Annotated in this window: 10 protein-coding genes; 5 read left to right on the forward strand and 5 right to left on the reverse strand. The window is 69.0% G+C overall.

Translation table 11 applies throughout. The features are described from left to right. Nucleotides 1-257: 257 nt before the first annotated feature. Nucleotides 258-1025 (reverse strand): triose-phosphate isomerase, encoded by a 768-nt coding sequence (tpiA, locus tag SLNSH_RS06950; protein WP_106335953.1) that lies wholly within the window; start codon nucleotides 1023-1025, stop codon nucleotides 258-260. Nucleotides 1026-1215: 190 nt separating this feature from the next. On the opposite strand from tpiA, the gene SLNSH_RS06955 reads away from it, so the two are divergent. After that, a complete protein-coding gene (locus tag SLNSH_RS06955) occupies nucleotides 1216-3117 on the forward strand; it encodes a SurA N-terminal domain-containing protein (protein ID WP_106335954.1) in 1902 nt (633 codons plus the stop codon). Nucleotides 3118-3124: 7 nt separating this feature from the next. Next, a complete protein-coding gene (trpE, locus tag SLNSH_RS06960; RefSeq protein ID WP_106335955.1) occupies nucleotides 3125-4645 on the forward strand; it encodes an anthranilate synthase component I in 1521 nt (506 codons plus the stop codon). 133 nt (nucleotides 4646-4778) lie between these two features. Here the strand turns inward: trpE and glmU are convergent, their stop codons facing one another. After that, on the reverse strand, nucleotides 4779-6119 hold the full coding sequence (gene glmU, locus SLNSH_RS06965) for a bifunctional UDP-N-acetylglucosamine diphosphorylase/glucosamine-1-phosphate N-acetyltransferase GlmU (RefSeq protein ID WP_280954461.1): 1341 nt from the start codon (nucleotides 6117-6119) through the stop codon (nucleotides 4779-4781). A 198-nt stretch (nucleotides 6120-6317) separates the two neighbouring features. On the opposite strand from glmU, the gene SLNSH_RS06970 reads away from it, so the two are divergent. The 3 genes from SLNSH_RS06970 (at nucleotide 6318) to mdoH (ending at nucleotide 10814) form a co-directional block, all read left to right on the forward strand. Continuing rightward, nucleotides 6318-6878 carry a hypothetical protein gene (locus SLNSH_RS06970; RefSeq protein ID WP_146140211.1) on the forward strand — a complete coding sequence of 187 codons (561 nt, stop codon included), beginning with the start codon at nucleotides 6318-6320 and terminating at the stop codon, nucleotides 6876-6878. A gap of 163 nt (nucleotides 6879-7041) precedes the next feature. Further along, the gene (locus tag SLNSH_RS06975; protein WP_106335958.1) at nucleotides 7042-8631 is read left to right on the forward strand and encodes an OpgD/OpgG family glucan biosynthesis protein; all 1590 of its coding nucleotides are present in this window, start codon (nucleotides 7042-7044) and stop codon (nucleotides 8629-8631) included. After that, nucleotides 8607-10814 (forward strand): glucans biosynthesis glucosyltransferase MdoH, encoded by a 2208-nt coding sequence (gene mdoH, locus SLNSH_RS06980; protein WP_106335959.1) that lies wholly within the window; start codon nucleotides 8607-8609, stop codon nucleotides 10812-10814. The genes SLNSH_RS06975 and mdoH overlap by 25 nt, the downstream gene beginning before the upstream one ends. 2 nt (nucleotides 10815-10816) lie before the next feature. Here the strand turns inward: mdoH and SLNSH_RS06985 are convergent, their stop codons facing one another. The 3 genes from SLNSH_RS06985 to SLNSH_RS06995 are packed head-to-tail and all read right to left on the reverse strand — an operon-like array spanning nucleotide 10817 to nucleotide 13997. Next, nucleotides 10817-11731, reverse strand: a complete 915-nt coding sequence (locus SLNSH_RS06985; protein ID WP_106335960.1) for an efflux RND transporter periplasmic adaptor subunit — start codon at nucleotides 11729-11731, stop codon at nucleotides 10817-10819. After that, a complete protein-coding gene (locus tag SLNSH_RS06990) occupies nucleotides 11731-11937 on the reverse strand; it encodes a DUF1656 domain-containing protein (RefSeq protein ID WP_106335961.1) in 207 nt (68 codons plus the stop codon). The genes SLNSH_RS06985 and SLNSH_RS06990 overlap by 1 nt, the downstream gene beginning before the upstream one ends. Continuing rightward, nucleotides 11934-13997 (reverse strand): FUSC family protein, encoded by a 2064-nt coding sequence (locus SLNSH_RS06995; protein WP_106335962.1) that lies wholly within the window; start codon nucleotides 13995-13997, stop codon nucleotides 11934-11936. Before SLNSH_RS06995 ends, SLNSH_RS06990 begins: the two co-directional genes overlap by 4 nt. Nucleotides 13998-14111: the final 114 nt, after the last annotated feature.

Here is a 14111-nt window from a genome sequence, read left to right on the forward strand (position 1 = left end):
CGGTCCCGGCCGAACTGTCGCCGGGCGTTTAGCACGCCCGCGACACAGGCGCCAAGATGGGGAGAGCTACAGCCGAGGACAATGGGCCAGCGCAGACATGTTTGCCGCGCGTGCCCCCTCACCAGCCCTCTCCTCGTGACGGGGAGAAGGGGGTCTGTCGCGCATCCGCCGCCTCGCAAGCCCTTCGCCCTGGAACGGGGAGAAGGTGGCGCGCAGCGCCGGATGAGGGGCAGACTTTCGAAGCGACGCCGGTCGCCTCACCGATACGCCGCGGCGATTCCCATGAAGTCCGCCGCCTTCAGGCTGGCGCCGCCCACCAGGGCGCCGTCCACGTCCGGCACGGCCATCAGTTCCGCAGCGTTGGAGGGCTTCACCGAGCCGCCGTAGAGGATGCGCACCAGCGGCGCCTCGTCCTTGCCGACGATCTTGCGCAGCTCGGCGCGGATCATGGCGTGGACCTCCTCGACATCCTTCGCCGTGGGCGTCAGGCCGGCGCCAATGGCCCAGACGGGCTCGTAGGCCACCACAAGGTTCGCCGCCGTGGCGCCGTCGGGAATGGAGCCGCGCAGCTGCTTCTTGACCACGGCCAGCGTGCGCCCGACCTCCCGCTCGTCCTTGGTCTCGCCTACGCACACGATGGCGGTGAGCCCCGCCCGCCAGGCCGCCTGGGCCTTGGCGTTCACGACGGCGTCGCTCTCCTTGTGGTCTGTCCGCCGCTCCGAATGGCCCACGATCACATAGCTTGCGCCGGCGTCCGACAGCATCTCGGCCGAGACGTCGCCCGTGTGCGCGCCGCTCTCCTTGGCGTGGCAATCCTGCCCCCCAACGGCGATGCGCGTGCCAATGGCGGCCGCCGCGGCCGGGTACACAAGGGGGAACGGCGGGCAAATCAGCAGGTCGATCTTGCGCTTGAGCGCCGGGTCGAACTCCGCGCCCATGGCGGCGATCTCCTTGAGCGCGCTCTTGAGGCCGTTCATCTTCCAGTTGCCGGCCACGAGGGGGCGCGGGCGCGCGGACGCGGTCATTGTGTTCTCCCTGATCGAAACCCATGCGCCGGATACCAGAAGCGGCGCGGCGCAGAAAGCGCTGCGAAAGGAGACCGGCCGCGCCGGCCCGGGGTCCAAAAGGCTCGCGTCCGGGCCCCGTCTGGACTATGAAGCCGCGTTCGCCGCGTGCGCGGCGCCCGATGATGGATGCTGAAGGAGTCGTCGCCCCATGATGGCAGGAATGCGCAAGGCCGGACAAAGCTGGCTCGGACGCATCGTCGTGGCCGTGCTGTTCGGCTTCCTGATCCTCAGCTTCGGCATCTGGGGCATCGGCGACATGATCCGCAACATGGGCCACACCAACGTGGCCTATGTGGGCTCGACGGAGATCTCGGCGCTCTCCTACCGCGACGCCTACCAGAACGAGCTGCAGCAGCTCTCGCGCCGCTTCCGCCGGGCCATCAGCAACGACGAGGCCCGCGCCGCGGGCCTGGACCGCCAGGTCCTGTCCAAGATGATGACCGAGGCCGCGCTCGACGATCGCGTGAAGGCCTACGGCCTCGCCATTTCCGACGCGACCATCGCCAAGTCGATCTTCGCCGACCCCAACTTCAAGGGCGCCAACGGCCAGTTCGACCGCAACCTGTTCAACGAAGCCATCCGCAACCAGGGCTTCAACGAGCAGGGCTTCGTGCGCGCCCAGCGCAACGTCTACCTGCGCCAGCAGCTCGCCGACACTGTCGGCGGCGGCGTCACCGTGCCGGGCGTGCTGCGGGAGGCGGTGCACCGCTACCAGAGCGAGACGCGGGCCATCAGCTATGTGACGATCGGCGCCGACAAGGTGGGCGACATCCCGGCCCCGGACCAGGCGGCCCTGCAGTCCTTCTATGACCAGCAGAAGGCCGCGTTCCGCGCTCCGGAATATCGCAAGGTCACCGTGATGACCCTGAGCCCTGCCGACGTGGCGAAGCCCGACCAGGTGTCGGACGCCGAGGCCCAGGCCTTCTACGACCGCAACAAGGCGCGCTTCGGCCAGCCCGAGAAGCGCGCCGTGCAGCAGATGGTGTTCCCCAGCATGGAGGAGGCGAAGGCCGCCTCGGACCGGATCAAGGCCGGGACGAGCTTCCAGGCGATCGCCGAGGAGCGGAAGATTCCCGCCCAGGACCTGGACCTCGGCCTGGTCACCCGCGAGGCCATCATCGACCCGAAGGTGGCGGAGGCAGCGTTCTCCCTGGCCGCCAATGGGACGAGCGAACCCGTCGAAGGCCGTTTCGGCGCCGTCATCGTCCATGTCGGCGAAGTGCAGCCCGAGCAGGTGAAGCCCTTCACGGAGGTTGCCGGCGAGATCAAAAGCGAGATCGCCCGCAGCAAGTCGCGTGACGATATCCAGGACGTTCATGACAAGATCGAGGACCAGCGCGCCTCCGCGAAGCCGCTGGCCGACATCGCCAAGGACGTGAAGCTCCAGGCCCGGCAGGTCGAGGTCGACCGCGCCGGACGCGGCAAGGACGGGAAGCCGGTGGAGCTGGCCGACAGGGACGCCGTGCTGAAGGCCGTCTTCGCCTCCGACGTCGGCGTCGACAACGAGGCCGTGTCGACCCGCGACGGCGGCTATGTCTGGTTCGAGATCAACGGCATCGAGGCGTCGCGCGAGCGCAAGCTCGACGAGGTGAAGCCCGAGGTCGAGGCGGCCTGGAAGGCCGACGAGATCGCCAACCGGGTGGCCGCCAAGGCGTCCGAGGCGGTCAAGAAGATCAACGACGGCGCCACCCTGGAAAGCGTCGCCGGCGAGCTGGGCGAGCAGGTCCAGTCCGCCAAGGACATCAAGCGCCAGGGCGCCGCCGGCCCCCTGTCCGCCGCGGCCGTGGCGCAGGTCTTCTCCACGCATGTGGGCAAGTCCGCGAGCGCCCTGGGCTCGAGCGCCCAGCAGCGGCTCGTCGTCCGCGTGGACTCCGCCGAAGTCCCGCCGTTGATCCCGACACAGCAGTCGGTGGCGCAGCTCGACGAGCAGATTCGCCTCGCGCTCGGAGACGACATGCTGAACATCTACGTGCAGCAGGTTCAGAAGCAGATCGGCTCGGGCGTGAACGAGGCCGCCATGCGTCAGGCGCTGGGCGGCGGACAGTTCTGAGGACGCCATGTCGCTCCTGCCCAGCTTCGACGACTTCACCCGCGTTTACGACGAGGGACGGGCGCAGATCCTGCGCGCCAACCTCGTGGGCGACCTTGAGACGCCGGTCTCTGCCTTCCTGAAGCTCAGCGACCGGCATCCCGGACCCCGTTTCCTGCTGGAGTCCGTCGAGGGCGGCGCCGTGCGCGGGCGCTACTCGATGATCGGCCTTTCGCCTGATCTCGTCTGGCGCTGCTCGGGCCAGGTTTCGGAGATCAACCGCGTCGCCCTGGACGAACCGAAGGCATTCGAGCTGTGCACGGAGCCGCCGCTGGATGCGCTGCGTGGGCTGCTGGACGAGAGCGCGATTCCCTTCACGGCAGAGCTCCCGCCGATGGCGGCGGGCGTGTTCGGCTATCTCGGCTACGACATGGTCCGCCACATGGAGCGCCTGGGCGAGCCGAACCCGGACGCGCTGGGCGTGCCCGACGCCGTGCTGGTGCGGCCGACCGTCATGGTGGTCTTCGACGCCGTTCGCGACGAGATCTCGGTCCTGAGCCCGGTTCGCCCTCGTCCCGGCCAGACCGCCAAGGCGGCCTACGAGCTGGCCCGCGACCGGATCGACGAGGTAGTGGCCGCCCTGGAGGGCCCGCTGCCCACCTCGGCGCCCTTGGCGGACTCTCACCTTCTCGCCCAGGCGGGAACGTCGAACACCACGCCGGACGAATACAAGGCCATGGTCGACCGCGCGAAGGAGTACATCCGGGCCGGCGACATCTTCCAGGTGGTGCTGTCCCAGCGCTTCGAGGCGCCCTTCCCGCTTCCCGCGCTGTCTCTGTATCGCGCGTTGCGCCGCGTGAACCCGGCGCCCTTCCTCTGCTACCTGGACTTCAACGCCTTCCAGATCGTGTGCTCGTCGCCCGAGATCCTGGTCCGCGCCCGCGAGGGCAAGGTCACCATCCGGCCGATCGCGGGCACGCGCCCGCGCGGGGCGACGCCCGCCCAGGACAAGGCCCTGGGCGAGGAACTGCTGGCCGACGAGAAGGAGCGGGCCGAGCATCTGATGCTGCTCGACCTTGGCCGCAACGACGTGGGCCGCGTGGCCGAGATCGGCACCGTGACGGTGACCGACAGCTTCTTCCTGGAGCGCTACAGCCAAGTGATGCACATCGTGTCCAACGTGGAGGGCGTGCTCTCGAAGGAGCACGACGCTCTCGACGCCCTGGTCGCCGGCTTCCCGGCCGGCACGGTCTCGGGCGCCCCGAAGGTGCGCGCGATGCAGATCATCGACGAATTGGAGAAGGACAAACGCGGCATCTACGCCGGCTGTATCGGCTATTTCGGCGCCAACGGCGAGATGGACACCTGCATCGTCCTGCGCACGGCCGTGGTGAAGGATGGCAAGATGTTCGTCCAGGCCGGCGCCGGGATCGTGTACGACAGCAACCCCGATTCCGAGCAGCAGGAGTGCGTCAACAAGGCCAAGGCCCTGTTCCGAGCCGCAGAGGAAGCGGTCCGCTTCGCCAGCGCTTCAAGGCGGGGTCAGTAGGACCTACGGTCCGTCATCCCCGGCGCATCGCCGGGAAGGAGATTCAGGAAGGAAGCGCGCTCTCAGGCGCCCCCCCGATCCCCTTCCCCTCCGCGGCTTCGCCGCTCCGGCCGGGGATGACGGCGCCGCCGCCTCAGCCTTTCTTGTTGGCTTCGCGGAAGGCCTTGCCCCAGCCCTCCTTCACCACCTGCCGACCGCGGCCGAGCGCCAGCGCGTCGTCCGGCACATCGTCCGTGACGACCGAGCCGGAGCCCACATAGGCGCCTGACCCGATCGTCACGGGGGCGACCAGGGCCGAGTTGGAGCCGATGAAGGCGCCCTCGCCGATGATCGTCTTCGCCTTGTGGAAGCCGTCGTAGTTGCAGGTGATCGTGCCGGCCCCGACATTGGCCTTCGCGCCCACCACCGCGTCACCCACATAGCTCAGGTGGTTAATCTTGGCGCCGGTCTCGACCTTGGCGTTCTTGACCTCGCAGAAGTTGCCGACCTTCGTCTTGGCGCCGAGATCGGCGCCCGGGCGCAGCCGCGCGAAGGGCCCAACCTCCGCGCCCTCCCCGATCGCCGCCTTCTCGAAATGGCAGTTGGCGTGGATCACCGCCCCTGCTCCGACGGTGACTCCCAAACCGAAGAACACATTGGGCTCGATCACCACGTCCTCGCCGATCCGGGTGTCGTGGCTCAGGAACACCGTTTCGGGCGCCACCATGGTCACCCCGGCGCGCATCGCGGCCTCGCGCAGGCGGCCCTGCATGATCGACTCGGCCACGGCGAGCTGCACCCGGTCGTTCACGCCCCGGACCTCGTCCTCGTCAGCGACCAGGGCCAGCGTGGCGTAGCCGCGCCCGCGCGCCTCCGAAACGGCATCGGTGAGGTAGAATTCGCCTTGCGCGTTGTCGGAGCCGATGGCGTCCAGCAACTCCAGCGCATGCCGACCATCGAAGGCCATCAGGCCGGCGTTGCACAGCGTGATCCGCCGCTCGTCCTCGCTGGCGTCCTTGTGCTCGCGGATCGCCACGAGGGATCCCTCGTCCACCACCATGCGGCCATATCCAGTCGGGTCCCGGGCCTCGAAGCCGAGAGCCGCCACAGATGCGCCCTCCCCGACGGCGTTGCGCATCCGCTGGATGGTTGACGGCCGCACGAGCGGCGTGTCCGCGAAGAGCACGACCACATCGTCGAATCCGTCGGCGATCGCCTCCCGCGCAGCCAGCACGGCGTGCGCCGTGCCGAGGCGCTGCTCCTGCACATACACCCTCGCCCCCGGCGCCAGCCGCAGGGCCTCCCGCGCGACATCCTCGCGGCCCGGCCCCACAACAACCGCGATCGCATCCACGCCCGCATCCTCGGCCGCCTTGACCACATGGCCCAGCATGCTGAGGCCCGCGACGGCGTGCAGAACCTTGGGGGTGGCGGATTTCATCCGCGTGCCCTCGCCGGCCGCCAGAATGATCGCTAGCCCACGGCGGGTCGCGATGGGGGCCAGCAACTCGTCGGCCAACTCTCCGCCGATGTCCGGACCGGTGTCGGTGGGCTTGGCGACGGCAGGCGGGACGATCTCGTTCATGGGCGTAAGTCTCTCCGGCAGCATTTCGTTTACATTGCCGCCCTATGGTGAACAGGGATTAACCAGCGCGAGCCCTCGCCACAAGCCCGCGCGACCAGATGACGAACCATGGCGATCGACGCCCGGATTGAACCCACCTTCTCCGACACGCCCCGGCTTGGCCGCGCTCGCGAGCCACGGTCGCCGGACCGCGCGACCGCAACTGCGGATCGGGAGCGGCGCGCCCGCATGGCCGGCTGGTGGGCGGTCTTCGCCGTCGCGCTCGCCCTGACCGGCCCTTCCGTTCTGCCCCTGCGCTCGTCCCTGCGCCCGACCTTGGCGAAGCTGGGCGCCTCCCTCGAAAAAGACGTCCTGACCACGGGATCGTTGCCGCCGCAGAGCGCCAAGCCAGAGCCGGCCCTTGTCCAACCCCAAAGCTTTGCAGTCCTGCTTGGGGAAGCGAGCAGCCCGGACACCCTGTGGGGCTGGTGGAAGATCCTGCAGCTGCGTCACAAGGACAGCGTCGGCGCCCTAGCGGCGAGCGTCCTGCAGGCGCCGGACGCGCCCTCGCGTCACCGCCTGACGCTGGGGCCTTTCCAGAACGCCGCCCAGGCCGCCGACTTCTGCGGGAAATGGAGGGCCGCGGGAACGACCTGCAGCCTGGCGCGGTCCGACGGCGTCCGCCTTTAGTCGCGGCCATGCGCCCCGCACAAGGCCCACATGGACCCAATGCGGTCGCAAACGCCTCCTAAAGCTCTGAGAGTATGTTAGAAGCCCTGCCCGGGAAGACTCCACGCGCGCAGCCCGTGGTATCTTTCATCGCGCCGCGGGTCTGGAATAGGTCTTCCCACGCATGTCGAGCGTCAAACCTGCGATCTTCTCCGGCGGGACCGGACTTCCGGTGGATCGGCGAACAGTGCTGTCCATGGGTCTCGCCGCCGGCGCAGCCGCCTTCGCCGGACCGGCGCTTGCGCAGAATTTCGCGACCCAGGCCATGCAGAACGCGCTGGGAGAAGGCCAGCGGTTCAACGCCACGACGTTGACGGACCTGGCAAAGCTGCTCGCGAAGCGGCCCTACCAGGCGCCTCCGAACGACCTGCCGGATCCGTTCAACAATCTCACCTACGAGCAGTACATCGGCATCCGCGCCCAGCCCAACGCCTTCCTGTGGAGCAACGAGGGCCGGGGCTTCACGGTGGAGCCCCTGCACCGCGGCTTCGCCTTCCAGAACGCTGTCTCCCTCTTCACGATCGAGGACGGCCTGGTCCGCCGGGTCGTGTACGACCGCAGCCGTTTCGACTACGGCCGGCTGAACGTCCCTGCGACCCTGCCTGACCTCGGCTTTTCGGGTTTCCGCGTTTTCGGCGACGCCCAGAATGACCGCACCCGCGAGATCGCGATCTTCCAGGGCGCGACCTTCTTCCGTTCGTCGGCCCGTGGCCAGAACCTCGGGGTGATGGCCCGCGGGCTGACGCTCAAGGCGGGCGATCCCAAGGGCGAGGAGTTCCCGCTTTTCCGGGCGTTCTGGATCGAGCAGCCCGCCGCGCGCACAGACAATCTGGTCATCTACGCGCTGCTCGATTCGGAGAGCGTCACAGGGGCGTACCGGTTCACCCTGCGCCCGGGCGACGTCACCATCATCGACGCCGAACTGACCCTGTTCCCGCGTTCCGCGGTCGAGAACTGGGGCGTGGCGGGCATGACCTCGACTTACCTGTTCGGCCCCAATGACCGGCGCAACGTCGACGACGTCCGCCCGGCGGTCTACGAGAGCGGCGGGCTGCAGATTCACAACGGCAATGACGAGTGGATCTGGCGCCCCCTGTCGAACCCCGAGACGCTCCAGATCTCGGCGTTCGTGGACCCCTCGCCCAAGGGCTTCGGGTTGATCCAGCGCGATCGGGACTCATCCGCCTTCCTGGACGACGACCAGATGTTCGAGCGCCGGCCGAGCCTCTGGATCGAGCCGATCGGGGATTGGTCGCCGGGATTGGTCCAATTGATCGAGATTCCGACCGAATCGGAGATCAACGACAACGTTCTGACATACTGGCGGCCCAAACAGCCGCTCCAACCCGGGGCGGAGGTCTCCCTCGCCTACCGGCAATTCTGGTGCTGGCTGCCGCCGGAGCGCGTCGGCCTCGCCACAGTGGCGGCTACCCGGGTGGGCCGAGGCCGCACAAACACGTCCCGCCGATTCATGGTGGATTTCACGGGTGAGATGCTGAAACAGACGCAGACCGTTCTGGAGCTCAAGGCGATGCTGTCGACGGCTCCAGGGACGGTGGCGAACCTGAGGCTCTGGCCCTATCCGGAACGCAAGCTCTACCGAGTGGGTTTCGAACTGGAGCCCGGGAACGAGAGCGCCTGCGAGTTGCGCCTCGTTCTCGAGGCCGGCGGAAAACCGCTGAGCGAAACATGGCTGTATCGTTGGACACCGTGAACGCCCATTCCCAGCACGGCGCGGTCGAGATTCTCTCGGCCGCCGATCAGGCGCGGATCGTCGCCGACCAGCCGGCGCTGCCGCCGGAGTCGCCCCTGGCGATGCCGGTGCAGTCGCTGCGCGCATGGCCGCGCAAGGACACCCGCAAGCCGCTGATCAGCCGCTCCAAGCCGTGGCTCGCCCGCCTGTTCGTGTTCGCAGGCGCGCTCGGGCTCACGGGCTGGGGTGCGTTCGAGATGTACCGGGTCGTGTCGGTCTCGGGCGTCACGGCGCTGCAGTGGGCCCTGGTGGCGCTGTTCACGGTCAACTTTTCTTGGATCGCGCTGGCCTTCACCAGCGCGATCGTGGGCTTCCTGGCGCTGCTCTGGCGCAGGTGCACGCCGCCGATCCCGAAACAGTTGCAGTCGAAGACCGTCGTCGTGATGCCGGTCTACAACGAGGCGACCTCGCGCGTTTTCGCCTCGCTGCAGGCGATGTACGAGGAGATCGAGGCGACGGGCCTCGTGGACCACTTCGATTTCTTCATCCTGTCCGACAGTACGCAGCCGAACGCCTGGATCGCGGAGGAGCGCGCTTTCTGGGCGCTTCGCGAGCGCCTCGGTCCCAAGGCGCGCTTCTACTACCGGCACCGGCAGAAGAACGTCGGCCGCAAGGCCGGCAACATCGAGGACTTCGTCACCCGCTGGGGCGGCGCCTACGAGCACATGCTGGTCCTGGACGCCGACAGCCTGATGACGGGCGCCTGCATCACGCGCCTTGCCGCCGCGATGGAGGCTGATCCCGACGCGGGCATCATCCAGTCGCTGCCGCTCATCATCAACCGCAACACCCTGTTCGCGCGCCTGCAGCAGTTCGCGGCGAAGATCTATGGGCCGGTGATCGCGACGGGCCTGGCGGTCTGGTCGGGGCGCGAGGGCAACTACTGGGGCCACAACGCCATCATCCGCACCAGGGCCTTCGCGGCCCACTGCGGATTGCCGCACCTGTCCGGGAAGCCGCCCTTCGGCGGCCACATCCTCAGCCACGACTTCGTCGAGGCCGCCCTCATCCGCCGCGCCGGCTGGACCGTCTACATGCTGCCCGACCTCGAGGGCAGCTACGAGGAGAGCCCGCCTTCCCTGATCGACCTCGCCACGCGCGACCGGCGCTGGTGCCAGGGCAACCTGCAGCATGCGCGGGTGATCGGGGCCGCCGGCCTGACCCTCCCCACGCGCCAGCACTTCGCGACGGGCATCTTCTCGTACCTCGCGTCGCCCCTCTGGCTCGCCCAACTGGTGGTCGGCATCGTGCTGGTGCTGCAGACGCGCTACGTGCGGCCGGAGTACTTCACCAAGGAGTTCTCGCTCTTCCCGGCCTGGCCGCGGTTCGACGCCGAGCGCGCGTTGCAGCTCTTCGGCATCACCATGGCCATCCTGCTCGCGCCCAAGCTGTTCGGCCTCATCCTGGCCCTGATCCGCGGATCCCTGCGGCGCGCCAGCGGCGGCGGCTTCCGCCTGGTCGTCTCGGCCCTGGTCGAGGTGATCATGTCGGCGCTGCTCGCGCCGATCCTGATGGTCATCCAGTCCGGCGCCGTGTTCCAGATCATCGCCGGCCGCGACACCGGCTGGAACCCCCAGCGCCGCGACGACGGCTCAATCCCGTTCCGCGACATCGTGCGGCGTCACCGGGTGCAGATGCTGCTCGGCATCTTCACCGGCCTGTCCGCCTTTATGATCGCCCCGTCGCTGTTCGGCTGGATGTCGCCCACCATCCTCGGCCTGGTCCTGGCCATTCCGATCTCGGCCGCCTCCGGCATGCTGTCCTGGGGCCTGGCCCTGAAGCGGGCCGGGCTGCTCCTCACTCCCGAGGAGACGTCCCCGCCCCCGATCGCGACCCGCGCCAACGCGCTGATGCGCGAGCTGGACGCGGACGGCTTCGACGAGGACAACGCGGTCCGGGCCATCCACGCCGACCCGCAGTTCCGGTCCCGCCACGAAGCCATGCTGCCCGCCGCCCATCGTCGCAAGCGCGGCGAGATCGACCGCGACCGGGCGGTCGCCGAGGCGAAGCTGATGGACGCCGAGTCCATCGAAGACGCCACGGAGTGGCTGCACCCCAAGGAAGCCATGGTGGTGCTGCACGACCGCGCCCTGCTCGGCCAGCTGGCCAGTCTGCCCGAGCGCCGCGAGGCCGCCGCCGCCTGAGGCTAGGTCGCGGGCCAGCGCGCGAAGCGTGGCCACCAGTCGGGCCAGGTCTTCTGGCCCTGCCCGCCCACCACGACCGTCGCGGTCATGCCGGCGCTGAGCGCGATCTCCTTCGGCACGTTCTCTATGGCGATGCGGACGGGAATGCGCTGGGCGAGGCGCACCCAGTTGAAGGTGGGGTTCACGTTCAGGACGAGGTCGGAACCATGAGTGATTTCCCGGTCCGCGATGGCCCGTGAGACGCTTTCCACCCGCCCGCGGATCTCTGGCTCGAACCCCATCAGGCGGATGGTCGCGGGATCGCCGTCGTGGATGCGGGCGATCTTTGTCTCCTCGAAGTACCCGGCCACGTAGAACGAGTCTTCGTCAACGAGCGCCGCCAGCGCCTTGCCGGCAGAGGCGTAGTCGCCGGGATGAATCTGCAGGTTGGTCACGAAGCCGTTAACCGGCGAGCGCACCTCCGTGCGGTCCAGATTGAGCCGGGCGACGTCAAGCTCCGCCAGGGCGGCCCCATAGGCCGCCTCGGCGGCGGCGAGCGCCGCCGCGGCCTGCTCCCGGGCTTCCTCGGTGATGGCGCCCGTCGTCAGGCGCGAGCGGCGGTCGAATTCGCGTTTCTTCTGGTCCCGGTCGCTCTCGCGCCCCTGCGCGGTCGCCTCAGCCTGCGCCAGCGCGAAGCGGTAGCGCGCAGGATCGATGACGAACAGGACGTCGCCTTTCCTGACGCGCTGGTTGTCCTTGGCGCGGACGTCCACGACCGGGCCCGAAACATCGGGCGCGAGCGCGAGCACGTTGGCCCGCACCCGCCCGTCTCGCGTCCATGGCTGCTCCACATAGGCCCGCCAGGCGAAAAAGGCCGCGACGGCGGCCGCAACGACGACAAGAAGGGTGAAGAACACACGGGACAGCGCGGCGAGCATCAGCGGGGACCGAACACCAAGAGCACGAGGCTGGACAGCAGGAGAACGAAAGCGGCGAAGTTGAACAGCGCGGGATGCCAGACCCGGCGCTCCACGCCGGTCAGTTCAAGCAGGCGGCGCAGGACAAGCCACGCGATGGCGGCGGCTGCGAGCAGCGCCGCCATCGGCGACAGAAAGACGCCCAAGAGGTCCAGTTCGCGGATCATGCAAGAGCCTCTTCGGGGATCTCCAGAGCGAGCGGCGTGCGCTGGGCGCGGAAGAATTCGGCATGCCGGTCGAGCGTCGCCCGGATCGCCGCGATGGTCAGCAGCGCCATTTCCGACGCTTCTCCTTCGCCCTGCTCGCGAAGCGCAGCCATCGCGCCCGAGGCCGGTCCGGACGGCAGTTCACCCCGCTTGCCCCTGGCCAGGAGCGAGAAGTGCCGCGCGAGAACGCCCAGGGTCTCCTGGACGCGGCCGTGCAAAGGCTCGGGCAGATCAGCGGCCGCGCGGCGAAGCGCCAGGATGTTGAGGCCGATGCGCAGGGCGGCGAGCGCGCCCTGCAGGGTGGCCCTCTGCTGTGGGTCCGCCGTGTCCAGCCGGGCGAACAGGGCGTTGACGCGGTCGAACATGGTGGCCTCGAACGCGTCGCGCCCCGGGGCGCCGCTTCGCGACAGCCGGGCAAGGTCGCGCAGGATCGCCCCATGGATGCGCTCGATGGCCCAGGCGACGCCCAGAGGCCGCAGAAGCCTGAACATCAGGATGCCGACACAGATGCCCCCAATGAGCCCCAGCGCGCCGTTCGCGAACACGTCGAACTCGCTTGGTGGCGTCGTGTTGGAGATGGCCAGCAAGGCGGTGAAGTTGAGCCCCAGCGGCATCACGCTGGTCCCGATGCGCGGCAGCGCCATGATCATGCCGAACGGGATATAGAACAGGGCCAGCACCGCCGTGAGTCCGGCGAAGTCGTTGACCAGGGGAAGCACGGCGAAGAGCGCGAGCCCGGCCAGGATGGCCGAGAGGGTCGTCATCCGCAGGAAACCACCGGCCGCCGCCGCCGGATCGTCCAGGGCCGCCATGATGCTGCAGATCACCGCCGCGAAGACCACGGCCGAGCCGCCGTTGGCCCAGGCCGTCCCGATCCAGAGCGCGGAAGCGACGAGCACGGCCGTCGCCGAGATCGCCCCGGCGACCAGCGCCAGGATCGGCTCGCGATAACGGACGGAGACCGCCCGCCCGCCAGGCCCGACCCGCCGCCCTGCGTGAACCGCGTCGCGAAGGCGCCTGATGCGCCGCTGCAGCACCAGCACGTCGTCGAACCGCTCCAGGATGTTGCGGACCAGGATGAGCCGGGGGTCCTGCCTCATGGCCGCGAGATCCGGCCGCAGCGCAGCCGCCTCGCGCCGGACCTTTTCGACCGCTTCGCGTCTGGCGAGGCCGGGCGGAGGGCCGGTTTCCGGATCGAGCAGAAGAGAGCCGCGCGCCAGCACGGCCCGCATGGGCTGGGCGGCGGGCAAATCCAATGTCCGCAGGATGGCCAGGCGGTCGTGGATCGAGACCAGCATGGAGATCATGGTCAGGACCTGTCTCTGCAGCGCGCTGGCGCCGCTGGAGGCCCTGCGCACGGCCGGCGTGTCGAACGTGGCGAAGACGCGAAGGTTGTCGAGGTTCACGGCGTCGGCGACCAAGGATCGTCTGTCCGCGAGCCCCTTGGCGCTGTCGTCCTCGGCGACCAGGGTGTCCGCCGCAAACCGCCGCAGGGCGTCCACCGTGCGGTCGATCGCGTCCAGCAACTGCCTGCCCGCCGTCCGTGGCAGGATGAGCTGACTCACCAGCGTCCCGCACAGAATGCCCAGCATGATCTCGAGGCAGCGCGCCACGGCCGTGTCGAACACCGTCAGCGGCGCCAGCGCGGCCGGCACCCCGATGATGGCGGCCGTGTAGCCGGACAGCATGGCGCCATAGGATTCGGGCGCGTCCCGCAGCAGCACCGAGACGCCGGTGCACAGGCCCACCCACAGGGCGAGAGCGAGCAGGAAAAACGGCGGCGCATCCGCAAGCGTGGCCACCATCAGCACCGCCATGCAGGCGCCCACGAACGTGCCGACCACGCGGTAGATCGCCTTCGCCGCCACCATGCCGGCGATCGGCTGCGACACCACGAGCACCGTCAGCATCGCCCAGGACGGCTGCGGCAGGTCGGCCGAGAAGGCGATCCACAGCGCCAGCATGGCCGCCCCGAAGGTCTTCAGGGCGAAGATGGCGTCGGGCCAGTCGACACGGGGCATGCGGGATCATCCGGGCGCCGGAGCTTGCGCGGTGGCGTAACGCGAAAGGGCCCGAAAGGCTGCCCGCGGCGGGAGCTTGGGCGCCATGCGGCCGGATTGGCTTGCGGCGGCTCG

It is taken from the genome of Alsobacter soli (assembly GCF_003004785.1).
Taxonomy (GTDB): domain Bacteria; phylum Pseudomonadota; class Alphaproteobacteria; order Rhizobiales; family Beijerinckiaceae; genus Alsobacter; species Alsobacter soli.